General features: G+C 64.2%; 16 protein-coding genes. 5 read left to right on the top strand and 11 right to left on the bottom strand.

The features are described from left to right. The first annotated feature begins 125 nt into the window (after window positions 1-125). The 3 genes from NKI17_RS06350 (at window position 126) to NKI17_RS06340 (ending at window position 4,149) form a co-directional block, all read left to right on the top strand. On the top strand, window positions 126-2,204 hold the full coding sequence (locus NKI17_RS06350) for an acetate--CoA ligase family protein (RefSeq protein ID WP_352620661.1): 2,079 nt from the start codon (window positions 126-128) through the stop codon (window positions 2,202-2,204). Beyond that, window positions 2,197-2,979, top strand: a complete 783-nt coding sequence (locus tag NKI17_RS06345; protein WP_352451620.1) for a carnitinyl-CoA dehydratase — start codon at window positions 2,197-2,199, stop codon at window positions 2,977-2,979. The genes NKI17_RS06350 and NKI17_RS06345 overlap by 8 nt, the downstream gene beginning before the upstream one ends. A gap of 231 nt (window positions 2,980-3,210) precedes the next feature. Next, window positions 3,211-4,149, top strand: coding sequence for an alpha/beta hydrolase (locus NKI17_RS06340; protein ID WP_352905529.1), 939 nt, complete (start codon window positions 3,211-3,213; stop codon window positions 4,147-4,149). A gap of 46 nt (window positions 4,150-4,195) precedes the next feature. Here the strand turns inward: NKI17_RS06340 and NKI17_RS06335 are convergent, their stop codons facing one another. The 3 genes from NKI17_RS06335 to NKI17_RS06325 form a co-directional block, all read right to left on the bottom strand. Then, window positions 4,196-4,462 carry a hypothetical protein gene (locus tag NKI17_RS06335; RefSeq protein ID WP_023677590.1) on the bottom strand — a complete coding sequence of 89 codons (267 nt, stop codon included), beginning with the start codon at window positions 4,460-4,462 and terminating at the stop codon, window positions 4,196-4,198. Between the two features lie 94 nt (window positions 4,463-4,556). Further along, window positions 4,557-5,342, bottom strand: a complete 786-nt coding sequence (locus NKI17_RS06330; RefSeq protein WP_023677589.1) for a DUF899 domain-containing protein — start codon at window positions 5,340-5,342, stop codon at window positions 4,557-4,559. Between the two features lie 159 nt (window positions 5,343-5,501). Then, window positions 5,502-6,056, bottom strand: coding sequence for an autotransporter (locus NKI17_RS06325; RefSeq protein ID WP_352905528.1), 555 nt, complete (start codon window positions 6,054-6,056; stop codon window positions 5,502-5,504). A gap of 99 nt (window positions 6,057-6,155) precedes the next feature. Here NKI17_RS06325 and NKI17_RS06320 point away from each other — a divergent pair, with 99 nt between their 5' ends. Then, a complete protein-coding gene (locus NKI17_RS06320) occupies window positions 6,156-6,902 on the top strand; it encodes a GntR family transcriptional regulator (RefSeq protein ID WP_352905527.1) in 747 nt (248 codons plus the stop codon). Window positions 6,903-7,066: 164 nt separating this feature from the next. Here the strand turns inward: NKI17_RS06320 and NKI17_RS06315 are convergent, their stop codons facing one another. The 5 genes from NKI17_RS06315 to NKI17_RS06295 all read right to left on the bottom strand — a co-directional run bounded on the left by NKI17_RS06315 (window position 7,067) and on the right by NKI17_RS06295 (window position 12,083). Continuing rightward, window positions 7,067-8,725: an FAD-binding dehydrogenase gene (locus NKI17_RS06315; RefSeq protein ID WP_352905526.1), complete on the bottom strand. Its 1,659-nt coding sequence runs from the start codon at window positions 8,723-8,725 to the stop codon at window positions 7,067-7,069. Between the two features lie 58 nt (window positions 8,726-8,783). Continuing rightward, window positions 8,784-9,770, bottom strand: a complete 987-nt coding sequence (locus NKI17_RS06310) for a Gfo/Idh/MocA family protein (protein WP_352905525.1) — start codon at window positions 9,768-9,770, stop codon at window positions 8,784-8,786. 139 nt (window positions 9,771-9,909) lie between these two features. After that, window positions 9,910-10,485 (bottom strand): YceI family protein, encoded by a 576-nt coding sequence (locus NKI17_RS06305; RefSeq protein ID WP_023677583.1) that lies wholly within the window; start codon window positions 10,483-10,485, stop codon window positions 9,910-9,912. A 68-nt stretch (window positions 10,486-10,553) separates the two neighbouring features. After that, entirely contained in the window at window positions 10,554-11,132 is a 579-nt protein-coding gene (locus tag NKI17_RS06300) for a cytochrome b (RefSeq protein ID WP_352619378.1), read from the bottom strand. Window positions 11,133-11,192: 60 nt separating this feature from the next. Further along, a complete protein-coding gene (locus tag NKI17_RS06295; RefSeq protein WP_023677581.1) occupies window positions 11,193-12,083 on the bottom strand; it encodes a LysR family transcriptional regulator in 891 nt (296 codons plus the stop codon). 105 nt (window positions 12,084-12,188) lie between these two features. On the opposite strand from NKI17_RS06295, the gene NKI17_RS06290 reads away from it, so the two are divergent. Further along, on the top strand, window positions 12,189-13,184 hold the full coding sequence (locus tag NKI17_RS06290; protein WP_352540001.1) for an aldo/keto reductase: 996 nt from the start codon (window positions 12,189-12,191) through the stop codon (window positions 13,182-13,184). Between the two features lie 268 nt (window positions 13,185-13,452). Here the strand turns inward: NKI17_RS06290 and NKI17_RS06285 are convergent, their stop codons facing one another. From NKI17_RS06285 to NKI17_RS06275, 3 genes are all read right to left on the bottom strand, one after another. Then, window positions 13,453-14,055 (bottom strand): nucleotidyltransferase family protein, encoded by a 603-nt coding sequence (locus tag NKI17_RS06285; RefSeq protein ID WP_352905524.1) that lies wholly within the window; start codon window positions 14,053-14,055, stop codon window positions 13,453-13,455. Window positions 14,056-14,163: 108 nt separating this feature from the next. Beyond that, entirely contained in the window at window positions 14,164-14,535 is a 372-nt protein-coding gene (locus NKI17_RS06280; protein ID WP_352568468.1) for a hypothetical protein, read from the bottom strand. A gap of 28 nt (window positions 14,536-14,563) precedes the next feature. Continuing rightward, entirely contained in the window at window positions 14,564-15,157 is a 594-nt protein-coding gene (locus NKI17_RS06275; RefSeq protein ID WP_352568469.1) for a prolyl hydroxylase family protein, read from the bottom strand. Window positions 15,158-15,162: the final 5 nt, after the last annotated feature.

Raw genomic sequence — 15,162 nt, 5'->3', positions numbered from 1 at the left:
GCCATTCCTGATTTCGCCAGTTATTGCCGTTGCATGCCTGGGGCCGGCGGCCCAACTGCCAATCTCCCCCCTTGAGGGGGAGATGCCAAGTTTTGGCAAAGAGGGCAGGGCAGAGGAGGGTGTTCATGCACAAACTTGAGCGCCTTTTGCGCCCGCGGACAATCGCGGTCTTCGGTGGCGCGCAGGCTGCCGCCGTCGTCGCGCAATCGATCAAGATGGGCTTTGCCGGCGAGATCTGGCCGGTGCATCCGAGCAAGGCCGAGGTCGCCGGCCGCAAGGCCTATCGCTCGGTGGCCGAATTGCCCGGTGCGCCGGATGCCGCTTTCGTCGGCGTCAACCGGCACTTGACCATCGAAGTGGTCAAGGCACTGGCCGAGCGCGGCGCCGGCGGTGCGGTCTGCTTCGCCGCCGGCTTCCTCGAAACCGAGGCCTATGACGAGGACGGCGAGCGGCTGCAGGCCGAGCTGGTCGCGGCGGCGGGCCAAATGCCAATCATCGGGCCGAACTGCTACGGGCTCATCAACTATGCCGACGGCGCGCTTTTGTGGCCCGACCAGCATGGCGGCATCAGGCTGCCAGAAGGCGGTCGCGGCGTTGCCATCATCACCCAGTCGTCGAACATCGCCATCAATATGACGATGCAGAAGCGCGGCCTGCCGATCGCCTTTCTGATGACCGCCGGCAACCAGGCGCAGACCGGGCTTTCCGAAATGGCGCTCGGCCTGATCGAGGACGACCGTGTCACCGCGCTCGGCTTGCATATCGAGGCTTTCGATTCGGTAGCCGGCTTCGAAAGGCTGGCGGCACGGGCGCGCGAGCTGAAAAAGCCTGTCATCGCCATGAAGGTCGGCCGCTCCGAGCAGGCGCGGCAGGCGACCGTTTCCCATACCGCGTCGCTGGCCGGCTCGGACGCAGCGTCCGGCGCCTTCCTGAAGCGGCTCGGCATCGCCCGCATCGATTCGATCCCGGCCTTCATCGAGGCGCTCAAGCTGCTGCACGTCACCGGCCCCCTGCCCGGCTACCGGCTGTCGTCGATGAGCTGTTCGGGCGGCGAGGCGTCGGTGATGGCCGACAGCGCCGAAGGCCGCTGGGTGACGTTTCCGCCACTCACCCCCGAGCACCGCGCGCATGTCAAATCGACGCTCGGGCCGCTGGTCGCGGTGGCCAACCCGCTCGACTACCACACCTTCATCTGGAACAACGAGCCGGCGATGACCGCCACCTTCACCGCGATGGTGTCGGGCGGCTTCGACCTCAACATGCTGGTGCTCGATTTCCCGCGCCCCGACCGCTGCTCGGACACCGACTGGTGGGCGACGCTGCGCGCCTTCGAAGTGGCGCTGAAGACCAACAGCGCGCAAGGCGCGATCGTCTCCTCGCTGCCGGAGAACCTGCCCGAGGAATACACTGCCGGCCTGATGGCGCGGGGCATGGTGCCGCTGTTCGGCATCTCCGAAGCCATGGACGCCGCCCAGGCGGCGGCCTTCATCGGCTGGGCCTGGCGCGAGCCGCAGGCGCAGCCGATCGACACTTCGGCGTCCGGCGCGCCGGTCGGCGACCATGTCACGCCGGACGAGGCCGAGGCGAAGGCGCGGCTCATCGAGGCCGGGCTCCCCGTGCCGAAGGGCGAGCGCGCCGGCAACGCGGTCGAAGCTGTCATCTCCTCGATGGCGCTCGGCTTCCCGGTGGCGCTGAAGGCCCTTGGTGTGATCCACAAGTCCGAGCTCGACGCGGTCCGGCTCAATTTGAGGGATGCCGAATCCGTCAGCACCGCCGCCCACGATCTCGGCCCGCTCGGCACGGGCCTTTATGTCGAGCGCATGGTGCGCGACGGCGTCGCCGAGCTGCTCGTCGGCTTCACCCGCGACCCGATGTTCGGCGCGGTGATGACGCTCGGCACCGGCGGCGTGCTGGTCGAGCTGTTGCGCGACAGCGTCACGCTGATGCTGCCGGCGACCCGCGACGATATCGAGGCCGCTTTGCGCGGGCTGAAACTGTTCCCGCTGCTCGACGGCTATCGCGGTCGGCCGAAGGCCGATGTCGCAGCGGCAATCGATGCGATATCGGGCATTGCCGCTTTCGTGCAGCAAAACGCCGGCGAGATCGAGGAACTCGACATCAATCCGCTGATCGTCTGCACCGAAGGCAAGGGCGCCTGGATCGCCGATGCGCTGCTGGTGCTTGGAGACAAGAAGAATGTCTGAAATCATTTCGACCCGCCGCGAAGGCGCTGTCCTCGAAGTCACGCTCGACCGGCCCAAGGCCAATGCCATCGACCTGAAGACGTCGCGGCTGATGGGCGAGACTTTCAAGGCGTTTCGCGACGATCCCGACTTGCGCGTCGCCATCGTCAAGACCGCTGGTGACAAGTTCTTCTGCGCCGGCTGGGACCTGAAGGCCGCGGCCGGCGGCGACGCGGTCGACGGCGACTACGGCGTCGGCGGCTTCGGCGGGCTGCAGGAACTGCGCGATCTCAACAAGCCGGTGATCGCCTGCGTCAACGGCATGGCGGTCGGCGGCGGCTTCGAACTGGCGCTATCCTGCGACCTCATCTATGCATCGGATCACTCCTCCTTCGCGCTGCCCGAAATCCGCGCCGGCACGCTTGCCGATGCGGCGACGATCAAGCTGCCGAAGCGCATCCCCTACCATGTCGCCATGGACCTTCTGCTCACCGGCCGCTGGATGGATGTCGCCGAGGCGCATCGATGGGGCCTGGTCAACGAGGTGCTGCCCAAGGAAAGACTGGAGGACCGCGTCTGGGAGATCGCGCGGCTGCTCGCCAGCGGCCCGCCGCTGGTCTTCGCCGCGATCAAGGAGACGGCCCGGGTCGCAGAATCGCTGACTTTCCAGGACGCGATGAACCGGGTGACGCGCCGGCAACTGTCGACGGTTGACGCACTCTACGGCTCGGAGGACAATCTCGAGGGCTTTCGCGCCTTTGCCGAGAAGCGCGATCCGGTGTGGAAGGGGAAGTAGTGGTATTGCAGGAATGATGGCGCTCACCCCCCTCTGTCCTGCCGGACATCTCCCCCTCAAGGGGGGAGATTGGATGTCATCATCGCTTTCGCCAATTGTCGACGCCGGAGAAAAGGCGGTTTCGCCGAAGCTGCCGATCTCCCCACTTGAGGGGAAGATGCCAAGTGGTGGCAAAGAGGGCAGGCCAGAGGAGGGTGTTCAGGCGGATTCATTGCGATCCATTCAGCGCCCATGACCGACTACAAAACCCTCATCGACGCCGAGACCTGGGCCTTCATCGAGCGGACCAATTCTTATTATCCGCCCGATACGATCGACTACACCATCGCCGAGCAGCGCGAGATCTACAACCGGATGTGCCGCGAGTTCTTTGCCGGCTATCCCCAAGGCGTCACGGCGGAAACCACCGCCATTGCCACACCCTGGCACATTCCGATCCGCGTCTACCGCGCCCCGGCGCCGGAAGCTTCGGCGATGGTGCTTTATTTCCATGGCGGCGGTTTTATCCTCGGCGGGCTCGACAGCCACGACGACCTCTGCGCCGAGCTTTGCGGCCGCACCGGCTATGAAGTGGTTTCGGTCGACTACCGGCTGGCGCCTGAGCACCTTCATCCGGCCGCCTTCGACGACGCCATCAGCGCCTTCGAATGGGCGGCGGCGACTTACGAGCGTCCTGTCCTGCTCTGCGGCGACAGTGCCGGCGGCAATCTCGCCGCCGCTGTCAGTCACGCAACGCGCGGCCATGCGCGCAAGCCGATCGGCCAGATTCTGGTCTATCCCGGCCTTGGCGGCGACAGCTCCGCCGGTTCCTACGTCACCCACGCGGAGGCGCCGATGCTTACCGCGCGCGACCTCGTTTTCTACAGGGACATCAGGACCGGTGGCGACGATCGCACCGGCGATCTCACTCTGTGGCCGCTCGCCGACGCCGAGTTCGCCAATCTTCCGCCCACCGTCGTGATCACCGCTGAATGCGACCCGCTGTCGTCGGACGGCGAAGCCTATCGCGACCGCATCGTTGCCGCGGGCGGGCGCGCCTGGTGGCTCGAGGAGCCGGGGCTGGTGCATGGCTATTTGCGCGCCAGGCACAGGGCCGGCCGCGCCCGCTCGAGCTTTACCCGGATTGTCGATGCGGTAGCGGTTTTGGGAAGGGGCGAGTGGATCTGGTGAGGGATGTCTTCCCGACCAGAACGGGCCTTTGTCGGCCGGTACAGCTCTATTTGCGGCGGCGTCGCCGGCCGGAAACCTGCTTCAGCCAAGGTCCTAAATGAAAGCCGCTCATCAGCAGGTACATCGGGACCATGCCGCCCAGCGGTGACGCCTCTTGCCCGGTCGAGCACATCATGTCCGGCGCGCCGCCGAGAAGCGTCAGCAGCGCCATGGTTGCGAAGGTCGGCGCGGCCGCAAAGGACAGCCAATCGGCTGCACTATGGCCGGCCGGGCTCGCATCGCCGGTGGATCCGCCTGCATGAATCTCGCTCATGTCCGTAGTCCTACATAGCGAGCGGGATGCGGTCGAACCGTGCATCCCGCTCCTCCAATTGTCCTGGCCGCATTTGCGCGACGCCAAAGACGTTCTATTCAGTGCGGTTCCGGAACGCGGCCTCTCCGGCGTCCGACACCTCGACCCACTTTTTGTCGGGAACGGCTTCGGCGCCGTAATTGTCGTGCCAGTTCCACCACTTGTACGTCGGCGTCTGCGGATAGCCCTCGGGCGAATCCTCCCAAACCTCCTGGCGGCCGAGCGGCGACAGGTCGAGATAGCTCCATACGGTCCCCATCGCCTCGTCGCCGCGGTTGTTAATGAAGTAGGTACGGAACACGCGATCACCGTCGCGGATGAACACGTTGTGGCCGTGCCATTCGTCAACGCCGAAATCGGCATCGAAGCTGTCGGTGATGGTGTACCAGGGCATCTTCCAGTCCATCCGCGCCTTCAGCCGCGCAATGTCGGCCTGCGGTGCGCGCGAGGCGTAGGCAAGCGTGGTGTCGCGGGCGTTCAGATGGGCAAGATTGCCGACCTGGTCCGCCCCCAGCGAGCAGCCGCGGCAAGCGTGGTCGGGCCAGCCGAATACGCCGGGCTCGAAGAAGGCGCGGTAGACGATCAGCTGACGGCGGCCCTCGAACAGGTCGAGCAGGCTCACCTTTCCGTCGGGGCCCTCGAACGTATAGGTCTTCTCCACCGCCATCCACGGCATCCGCCGGCGCTCGGCGGCCAGTGCGTCGCGAGCCCGGGTCACAGTCTTCTCCTTCACGAGCAACTGCTGGCGCGCGGCCTCCCACGCGTCAGGCGAAACGACCGGTGGTGTCTTCATCGCGAGCCGCGTCGTCTGCTCGCCTGTGCCATTCTGATGTGCCGTCATTGTGCATCTCCCTTGCTGGTTTGTCGCCGCACCGGCGCGACGTGTTGGGTCGTGAGCCAGGATAGGGGCGATAGCGGATTGGCGAGAGTGACAAGTGTGACGCGATTCCGACGGGTCCGCTGATCACGGCCAATTTCGCCGCCCGCGACGCCCCTGCGCTCATTCGTGCCCGGACTGCTGAATGGGCCGAGCGCCGGCCAGATAGCGGTCATTGTCAAACGGCTCGGCGTGGTTGCTGTCCGGACTCCACAGCTGCCGGTGGGTTCGTGTGAGATCGCCGAGGTAGACATGCAGCGCACCCGATCGCGCACCGCCCGTATTCGCAACCGCATGCACGGTATTTGACGCCATGTGCACCACGGCAGGCGCTGCGATGTCCTGCCTTTCGGGAACATCGAGTTCGCTGCCGGCAACGGGATAGATGAAGTTCGTCTCGCTGCCCTTGTAGATGCCGATCAAGGCATCCATCAGGTGGTTGTGAGGCGGGTACTGCAGGCCGGGCGACAGAGTGATGTGATAGATCGTCAGGTTCGGACTCGCATGCAGAAGCACCTCGTCGTCGTCTTCTTCGTGAGCGAGTGTTCCCGATGCGTGAAAGCGGTTGGTGTAGTCGCCCAGGACCGTCCTTACCGCTTCGAGGGGATCTGGCCCCTTCGCGGCATTGACGATATCATCGGCAACGGCGTAGAGAGGCGAGTTGGCGGGTAAAGGCATATCAGTTATCCTCCCTGAGATGCTCAGATTGCTTATCTGAGATGCTCACGCTAGCGAATGCTGAGGCCAGCGTCAACGGGACAGCCAGACGGACAGAATATGAAAACGACGAAGTTGACCGCCGAACCGGCAAGGCCGGCCACGGTCGAGGCGACAGCACTGTCGGCCGCCGACGTCCTTCGCAGGGAACAGGCATATGAGCAGCTGAGGAACGACATCATCGCCTGCGTGTTGAGCCCCGGCGAAGCGCTCACAGAGAAACAGATCGGTGATCGATACCAGATCAAAAAGGCGACGATCCGCGCGGCGCTGGCTCGTCTGATGCAGGAAGGTCTGGTCAGGAGCGAGCCGCGCCGCGGCTACGTCGTTGCTACGCTCAGCCTGCGGGATGTCAACGAGATCTTCGATGTCCGCAGCTTGATCGAGCCGGAAGTGTTCAGGGTGGCGGCATCGAACATGACCGAGCGCGGGCTCGAGGATGTCAGGCTGGCAGCGCAAAAAGTGCTGAAGCCGGAGACGCTACGCAGCCACGTTGCCTTTCTTGCGGCCGACCGTGCCTTTCGTCTGGCCCTTGCGGAGCTCTCGGGAAATTTACGACTGGCGCATCTCCTGGACCAGATACTCGACCAGTCGGCGCGGGTTCTCCACCTCGGCTTCAAGTCCCGCGACTTCACCCAGTTGATCATCGCCCAGCAAAAGGAGTTGGTCCTTGCCTGCGAGGCAGGCGAGGTTTCCGCCATCGTCAAACTTGCCCGTTCGCAGTGCCTGTCTCTCAAGAAGCAGGTGCTCGAGGCTTTGCTTGCCGGTTCCAAGCTTCAAGACGTCAATTTGCAGCCCTTCGCCTAGAGCGGTTCCGGTTCTCCTGGAACCGGTAACCCGCTCTAACTATCTGTTTTGCCGCATTTATGCGGACGCCAAATGATTCCATTTGGCTGCAAAACGCTCTAAGGGAAGTTGGCCACTCGGTGCGACTCGCCACCTTGGCGCAACGGCCGCCGGCGGGCCTTGTTTCACCCCACCGCGCGTGCCGCCGCCCGTCCGGCACTGCGGCCGGAAAAGATGCAGCCGCCGAGAAACGTGCCTTCGAGCGCTGCATAGCCGTGCATGCCGCCGCCGCCGAAACCGGCGGCCTCGCCCGCCGCGTACAGCCCCTCGACTGGTTGGCCGCCGGCCCCCAGCACGCGGCTGTCGAGGTCAGTCTCCAGCCCACCGAGCGTCTTGCGGGTCAGGATGCTGAGCCTGACGGCAATCAGCGGGCCATTGGCGGGATCGAGCAGCTTGTGCGGTCTTGCGGTGCGGATCAGCCGGTCGCCGAGATAGGCTCGCGCGCCGCGCAACGCAGTAATCTGCATGTCCTTGGAGAACGGATTGTCGAGCTGCCGGTCGCGGGCGCGGATTTCGCGCTCAACCTGCGCCAGTTCGAGCAGCGGCTCGCCGCCGGCCACCGCGTTCATGCGGGCGACCAGCGCCGGCAAATCAGGCTCGACGATGAAATCCTCGCCCTTCTCCATGAACGCCTTGACCGGCGCGGGCACGCCGCTGGTGGCGCGGCCGAGCACCTGGCGCCAGCTCTTCCCCGTCAGATCGGGGTTCTGCTCGGAGCCCGACAGCGCGAACTCCTTCTGGATGATCTTTTTGGTCAGGATGAACCAGGAATGATCGAAGCCGGTGCTCATGATGTGGCTGAGCGTGGCCAACGTGTCGAAGCCGGGATAGAGCGGGACCGGCAGGCGCTTGCCGCGCGCATCGAGCCACAGCGATGACGGGCCGGGCAGGATGCGGATCGCATGATCGGTCCAGATCGGTGCCCAGTTCCTGACGCCCTCGACATAGTGCCACATGCGGTCGCGGTTGATCAGCCGGCCGCCGGCGGCTTCGGCGATCGCCAGCATGCGGCCGTCGACATGATCGGGAACGCCAGTGATCATGCGTTTCGGCGGCGCGCCCATCCGCTTCGGCCAATTCTCCCGGACCAGCTGGTGATTGGCGCCGATGCCGCCGGAGGCGACGATGACGGCCTGCGCCTTCAGCTCGAAATCGCCGGTGATCTCGCGCGAGCTCTTGCGGCCGCGCTCGGCATCGCTCGCCGCCAATAGGTCGCCGCGCACGCCGTTGACGACGCTGCCCGTCCGCGTCAATTCGTTGACCCGGTGACGGAATTTGAAGCGGATCAGCCCGCGCTTCTCGGCCTCGCGTACGCGCTGCGCGAACGGTTCGAGCACGCCAGGGCCGGTGCCCCAGGTGATGTGGAAGCGCGGCACCGAATTGCCGTGGCCGACGGCATTGCCGCCGCCGCGCTCGGCCCAGCCGACCACCGGAAAGAATTTCAGGCCGCGCTGCATGAGCCAGGAGCGCGTCTCGCCGGCGGCGAAGCCGAGATAGGCCTCGGCCCAGCGGCGCGGCCAGAGATCTTCCGTGCGGTCGAAGGCTGCGGTGCCCAGCCAGTCCTCGAGCGCCAGCTCATACGAATCGCGGATGCGCATGCGCCGTTGTTCGGGCGAATCGACAAGGAAGATGCCGCCGAGCGACCAGAATGCCTGGCCGCCAAGCGACTGTTCCGGCTCCTGCTCGACGATGATGGTCTTCTTGCCGGCTTCGGCCAGTTCGGCCGCCGCGACAAGGCCGGCAAGGCCGGCGCCGACAATGATCACATCCGCATCGTCGGACATCTATTTGGCCATGATCTTGTCCAAAAACCGGTCCCCACTTTTTGGGATCATGGCCGGCCTAGACTGTTTCCCAGCCTTCCTTCTCGCCGGCGCGGAAGATGGCATCGATGACCTTCTGGTTGAGCACCGATTCTTCCAGAGTGAAGACGCGGTCCTTGCCGCCCTGCGCAGCCCGCGCGACGGCCTCGACTTCCAGCCGGTATTGCTGCGTGCCGGGAAAGCGGAACACCTGCGCCTCGCTGTGGTTCTGGTTGTGCAGCTCGACGCGGTGATGGTCGTAGAGCCCGGCGTTGAACGGTGAGAACACCTCGATGAAGCCCTTCTCGCCGTGGAAGACCATCACCTGGCGTGCCGCCATCTGCGTCGACAGGTAAAACGACAGCTCGAAGTCGCCGAAATCGGCGCGGATCGAGGAATAGATGTCGGTGCCGAACGTCTTGTCGCGCTCGATCGTCGCCTGGACGCGCAGCGGCTCCTTGCCGGTCGAAAAGCGTGTCGACACTGTCGGGTAGACACCGATGTCGGGCAGCGCGCCGCCGCCGAGATCGAGCTTGTTGCGCATGTTGTTGGGGTCGACATTGTAATAGGAGAACGCGCCCTGGACATGGCGCAGCCGGCCGATGGCGCCGTTGGCGATGAGGTCGCGCACCTTGATCCACTGCGGATGGTAGACGACCATGAAGGCTTCGCAGACCAGCACCTTCCTGGCATCGCGCAGCTTGATCAGCGGCGGAATGTCCTTGGCATCGAGCGCCAGCGGTTTTTCGACCAGGACATGCTTGCCGGCCTCGATCGCCTTGGCCGTCCATTCGACATGCTGCGAGGTCGGCAGCGGAATGTAGACGCCGTCGATGTCGCTGGAGGCGAGCAGCTCCTCATAGGAGCCGAACGCGTGGCGCGCACCGAAGCGTTCGCCCAGCGCCCGCGCTTTCGACAGATCGCGGCTGGCAATCGCGGACAGCACGCCGTTCTCCGCCTCGACGATTGCCGGCAAAAGCTGCTCGCGGCCGATCTTGGCCGTCGACAAAACACCCCATCGGAACATCAAATTTCTCCTCTCGATTGCAGGCCTGGAGGTTTGCCCTAATTCAGGAGAAAAGCCAATGCGGGAGCATGGCGGCGAACAGGGCGATCATCTGCGGCTTGTCCGGATGCCCGCGCTGCCCTGGCGGAACCTGCAAAGGCTATCCCCTTCTACCCGTCAGCGTCATGTCGAAGTCGACGACGTTGGAATAAATCGGCGTGCCGACATCCATGCCGTAGCGCGACCGCAGCACCTTGCCGGTGACGTGGAATTTTATCGTGCCCGCCTTGAGGCCACCGAGATCGGCCGTGAACTTTTCCTGAAAGGTCTTGCCGCGCGCCGTCAGCCTGCCGGTAACCAGGGCTGACGTGTCGCCGGTGCGTTTGACGCTGGTCGAACGGAACTGGATCTCCGGATTGTCGGCGGCGTCGAAGACCGCGTCCGAGCGAAGAAAGGCATCGATGCGGCTTTGGCCGGTGCCGACGCTTTCGGGGAAGATGGTGAAATTGACCTGGGACCGGCCGACATCGCTGTTGTCGATGAGGATACTGCCCTTGAAGCGGGCGAAGGCACCGTCGAGCCCGCCGCCGCCGAGCTTGCCGATGGAGAAGTGGATGCTGGAACTCCCCGGGCGGATGATGTAGCTGCCGGCCGCGTCGCCGAGGGCAACGGCGGCGAAAACAGGCATGGCAATACAAGCGGCGGCGGCCGCAAATCCGAAGATGCGCGCGTACATGGAAATGGTCCTCTTGGCAGGCAACGCTTTCTTGCGTCCTCGCCCCGTCAACGAATGAGCCGTCCGCTCTATTCCCTGTCGTGATGTGACGAAGCCGTGATCATGCGCGTCAGCACGGTATCCCTCAGCCAGAAATGATGGCGCAGCGCTGCGGCGAGATGCAAAGCGACAAGTCCGATGCCGGCATAGGCGAGATACCAGTGCGTCGCTGCCCAGAAGCTTTCTGCCGTGTCCGATTCACCGAGCGGCAGATTGGGCATGACGAACAGATTGAACGGCACGCTCGGGATCTCCAGCACCGAGACCGAGACCAGCGCCCAGCCGGACAACGGCAGAGCGAGCTGAAACGCATAAAGCGCGAGATGGACCAGCGGCGCCGCACGGCGCTCGAAAGGCCCGACCGAGCGCGGCAGCGATGGGGCCGGTCTGCCTAGGCGCCAGGCGATGCGCAGGATGACCAGTCCAAGCAGCAGGAAGCCGAAGGATTTATGCAGCTGGATCAGCTCGAAGGCGGTGCGCTGGCTGGACAGCCGCACCATGACGAAGCCGAGCACGAACTGGCCGATAAAGAGCGCCGCGATCAGCCAGTGAAGGATGATCGCCGTCCAGCCGTAGCCGGCCGTCTGGTTTTTGGGCAGTGCTGACATGGTCGGTGAACGAATGCCAGGTCGGCTTTCTTCCACCTCTCCCTTGTGGGGAGGGTTGGCTTACTCGCCGACCTTGAAAAAATCGACAAAGGCCCTGAGCGCCGGCCGCATCTGGCGGCGGCTGGGGTAATAGACGAAGAAGCCGTCGAAGCGCGGGCACCAGTCCTCCAGCACGCGAACGAGCTTGCCGGCGGCGAGCGCGGCGCGGACATAGTCCTCGAACACGAAGGCGAGCCCGGCGCCGTCAACCGCGGCATTGGCAATCAGATGGTCCTCGTCGAGGATCAGCGGCCCTTGCACCGCTATCTCGATCTCCTCGCCGTTTTGCTCGAATTCCCAGCGGTAGAGAATGCCGCTGGAGAAGCGGAAGCGGATGCAGCGGTAAGCGGCGAGATCGCGCGGATGCTGCGGCTTGGGCACGGTCTCGAAGTAGGCTGGCGCGCCGACCACGGCGCCGCGAAGGTCTGGTCCGATGCGCACCGCGATCATGTCGCGCTGCAGGCTCTCGCCCAGTCGCACACCGGCATCGAAGCCGCCCTCGACGACGTCGGTGAAGCGGTCCTCGATGACGATCTCCAGCACGATGTCGGGATAGGCAGCCGCAAAGGCGCTGAGCCTCGGCGTCAGCGCCAGGTGGGCCGCGGTGCGCGGCACGGTCAGCCGGAGATTGCCGGCCGGCCGGTCGCGCGCCTCGATCGCCGATTCCAGCGCCAGGTCGATTTCCGACAGCGCCGGCCTGAGGCGCTCGAGCAGTTGCGCGCCCTCCTCGGTCGGAGCGACGCTGCGCGTGCTGCGCGCCAGCAGGCGAACGCCAAGACACGCTTCCAGGCTGGACACCGCATAGCTGACCGCCGATGGCGCGATCGCCAGCTCCTTGGCGGCGCCGCGAAAACTGCCGCATTGGGCGACCGTTGCCAGTACCGCGAGCTGTGAAAGATGGGTTCGCTTCATTGATCTATTTCTTGGAACAGCCCGTGCAAATGAGAGCCGATTATCGAACGCAGGGCAAGACGCTATCTCTGCGGCATCACAACCATCACAACAAGGAGACACGTGATGCAAACCCGCAAGCTTGGCAATGAACTTGACGTCTACCCGGTCGGCCTCGGCTGCATGGGGATGAGCTTTGCCTATGGTGGCCAGCCGGAGGCGGAGGCGATTGCCACGCTGCGCCATGCCGTCGAGATCGGGGTCAATTTCTTCGACACGGCCGAGGTCTATGGCCCTTACGAGAACGAAATCCTGGTCGGCAAGGCGCTGAAGCCGGTGCGTGACAAGGTGACGATCGCAACCAAATTCGGCTTCAAGATCCTCGAAGAAGGCAGCGGCATGGAGCGCATGGCCGGTGTCGATAGCCGCCCGGAGCATGTCAAGGCGGTGGCCGAAGCGTCATTGAAGCGGCTGGATACGGAGGTGATCGATCTCTATTACCAGCACCGCGTCGACCCCAACGTGCCGATCGAGGATACGGTCGGCGCCATGGCCGAGCTGGTGCGCGAGGGCAAGGTGCGGGCGCTCGGCCTGTCGGAGGCGAGTGCGGCGACCATTCGTCGGGCGCATGCCGTGCATCCGATCGCCGCCGTGCAGAGCGAGTATTCACTGTGGAGCCGCGATCCGGAGGAGGAGGTGTTTGCTGTCTGCCGTGAGCTCGGCATCGGCTTTGTCCCCTATAGCCCGCTCGGCCGCGGCCTGCTCACCGGCACGATCGCCAAGCCCGATGTTCTCGGCGCCGACGACTGGCGCCGCGGGTTGCCGCGCTTCCAGGCCGACGCCATGGCGGCCAATGCGGCGGTCGTCGCCGTGCTGGAAAAGATGGCCGCCGGGAAGGGCGTGACGCCGGCGCAGCTGGCGCTCGCCTGGGTGCTGCATCAGGGCGACTTCATTGTCCCGATCCCTGGTGCGCGAAAAATGCGCCATCTGGAGCAGAATACGGCGGCAGCCGATATCGTGCTGAGCCAGGCCGAGGTGGCATCCATCGGCGACGCCCTGTCGCCGGAAAAGGTGGTCGGCAAGCGCTATACCGAGGAGCTGCTGGCGCTGGTTAACGGGTGAACGGCAATCGACGGCCTAATCGAAACGGGGCGTTTCGGCACCCCTTTTTGACTAATACGGTGCGATGCAAAGCGTTGTGGGACCTCGGCGCGAGGCACCCCCCTCTGTCCTGCCGGACATCTCCCCCTTAAGGGGAGATTGGCAGTTCCCGCGCCCTGCCCGCCCTTCCGGCGCCTGTGATTGGCGAAAGCCGAGGCGACATCCGATCTCCCCCCTTGAGGGGGAGATGCCCGGCAGGGCAGAGGGGGGTGCTTCGCGCCGACATTTCCTACCAAGGCACGACACTGATCTCCGGCCAGTTCTCCCTGGCACGCGCGCCCTTCATCTCGTGCGTCTGCCGATTATCCAGTGCACGGTTCGGGGTAACGCGAAACGAGAAGATGTCGTCGAGCCCGAACGGCGCCACGAGCGCGAGTTGCCCATCGATGCCGAATCTAACGCCGACCGCATGGGTTTTCGAAGCGAAATAGGACAGCGCCTCGGCGGACGACGACAGTCTGGGATAGGAACCGCCAAAGCGCGCCTCAAACCACAGAGGCACCCGCGCCTGGTTGCGCACTTCGACCGGCAGCGTCAGTCCTTCGAACTGCTTCGCCGCCCGGCGGATGACCGTGTCCTCGGCTTCATAGGACAGATCGCTCTCATCGAAATAGAACAGGTCGACATCCCGGATGCCGTACCCCGAGGGCTTTCCGGTCAGGTGATTCCAGACGCTGTTGTAAAGCGCGCCGGACACGACCAGCCAGTCCCGCAGGTCAAGCGCCCGCACTCGCGACAGCGTCTCGCCAATCAGCGGATCGGCCGAGACGATATCGAGAAAGGCTGCACGCTGTTCCTCAAAGGGCAGCCCTGAATAGCGCAAATGGTCCATCGCCCTTTGGACGGCGATTCGTCACCTGCCGGCAACCCCTCTAGGTCCTCAGCGCGCCATGCGTTGTGCAATTATCGGAAAGGGCGTCGTGACGCCCATTTCTGCAGGCTAGTTTCCCTCCCGCCCAAGGCTCATTGTTCGGTCGGTCTCGGACCAGAAGACTGGCTCCTCGATTGACGGCCATTCTTCGCCATACACAAAGCCTTCGATCGCATCTAGCTTTCCTTCAATCTCATCGAAGAACAGCACCATGCCGCAAAGAAGCTGGTCAGGTCCAACGCACGCTACCCGAAGCGAACTGAACACTCGACTCTCAAAGCGCAATTCCGGGGGAACCGATGAGGGAGTGACTCTGGTCATGAATCCTACAGGATCGCGGCTGCGTACTTTGACTTTCAGCGCACGCATCATGTCAGGAGAAACGCCGGCGGAACGGCAGAACTCCTTGACGAAAAACACTTCCAGCGGGGTCAGGTGCATTTAGCTCAGCGGCAGAACGGACAGCGTTTCATTGGCGCTTGTACATCACGTCCGTCCGGATGACGTACTTGCGCCCCGACAGCACCTCGTCGCCGCGATGCTCGATCGGATGGTAGAACGCCAGTGCCATTCCTTTCTTCGGCTTCACCAGAAGACTGCTACCGGCATAGCCCGGCATCTCGCCGCGAAACGAGGTTCCTCCCCCTTCAAATCCATCTGATAGATAAATCATGAACGTGAACTGACTGCGCTCCAAGGCGTGGCGCTCGAAATAGCCGTCATGGTGCCAATCGAACTTCTGGCCCGGCCCATAGCGATAGAAACGGAAACGCTCATTCAGCCCGGTCAAGCGCCAGTCGCCGAGACCACGATAGAGCAGAGGCCGCGCCCGTGCGAAGAGCAAATCCGCAAGGTCCTCGTCATCGAAGACAACCCGGTCGTTATTGCGAAGCTCCTTCAGGACGGTGGCGCCGCCGGAGCTGTTCACCTTGGCCGCCTCGAAACCGCGCCGTTCACTGTCAGCGATCAGATCGGCGCATTCCTGGTCATCCAAGAAGCCGTCGATCGTCCCGATGTGAGTTGCCAGCCAGGTGATGGAGAGTTTGCTGGTGTGAACCATCATCGCAT

This window comes from Mesorhizobium sp. M0816 (assembly GCF_040320005.1).
Taxonomy (GTDB): Bacteria; Pseudomonadota; Alphaproteobacteria; order Rhizobiales; family Rhizobiaceae; genus Mesorhizobium.
This window is presented reverse-complemented; position numbering and strand designations above follow the sequence as displayed.

Coding starts and splice junctions, on each gene's coding strand:
- NKI17_RS06320 (WP_352905527.1), top strand. CDS start 6,156: ATGAAAACGACGAAGTTGACCGCCGAACCGGCAAGGCCGGCCACGGTC.
- NKI17_RS06290 (WP_352540001.1), top strand. CDS start 12,189: ATGCAAACCCGCAAGCTTGGCAATGAACTTGACGTCTACCCGGTCGGC.
- NKI17_RS06310 (WP_352905525.1), bottom strand. CDS start 9,770: ATGTTCCGATGGGGTGTTTTGTCGACGGCCAAGATCGGCCGCGAGCAG.
- NKI17_RS06350 (WP_352620661.1), top strand. CDS start 126: ATGCACAAACTTGAGCGCCTTTTGCGCCCGCGGACAATCGCGGTCTTC.
- NKI17_RS06280 (WP_352568468.1), bottom strand. CDS start 14,535: ATGCACCTGACCCCGCTGGAAGTGTTTTTCGTCAAGGAGTTCTGCCGT.
- NKI17_RS06315 (WP_352905526.1), bottom strand. CDS start 8,725: ATGTCCGACGATGCGGATGTGATCATTGTCGGCGCCGGCCTTGCCGGC.
- NKI17_RS06275 (WP_352568469.1), bottom strand. CDS start 15,157: ATGATGGTTCACACCAGCAAACTCTCCATCACCTGGCTGGCAACTCAC.
- NKI17_RS06325 (WP_352905528.1), bottom strand. CDS start 6,056: ATGCCTTTACCCGCCAACTCGCCTCTCTACGCCGTTGCCGATGATATC.
- NKI17_RS06295 (WP_023677581.1), bottom strand. CDS start 12,083: ATGAAGCGAACCCATCTTTCACAGCTCGCGGTACTGGCAACGGTCGCC.
- NKI17_RS06330 (WP_023677589.1), bottom strand. CDS start 5,342: ATGACGGCACATCAGAATGGCACAGGCGAGCAGACGACGCGGCTCGCG.
- NKI17_RS06305 (WP_023677583.1), bottom strand. CDS start 10,485: ATGTACGCGCGCATCTTCGGATTTGCGGCCGCCGCCGCTTGTATTGCC.
- NKI17_RS06345 (WP_352451620.1), top strand. CDS start 2,197: ATGTCTGAAATCATTTCGACCCGCCGCGAAGGCGCTGTCCTCGAAGTC.
- NKI17_RS06335 (WP_023677590.1), bottom strand. CDS start 4,462: ATGAGCGAGATTCATGCAGGCGGATCCACCGGCGATGCGAGCCCGGCC.
- NKI17_RS06285 (WP_352905524.1), bottom strand. CDS start 14,055: ATGGACCATTTGCGCTATTCAGGGCTGCCCTTTGAGGAACAGCGTGCA.
- NKI17_RS06300 (WP_352619378.1), bottom strand. CDS start 11,132: ATGTCAGCACTGCCCAAAAACCAGACGGCCGGCTACGGCTGGACGGCG.
- NKI17_RS06340 (WP_352905529.1), top strand. CDS start 3,211: ATGACCGACTACAAAACCCTCATCGACGCCGAGACCTGGGCCTTCATC.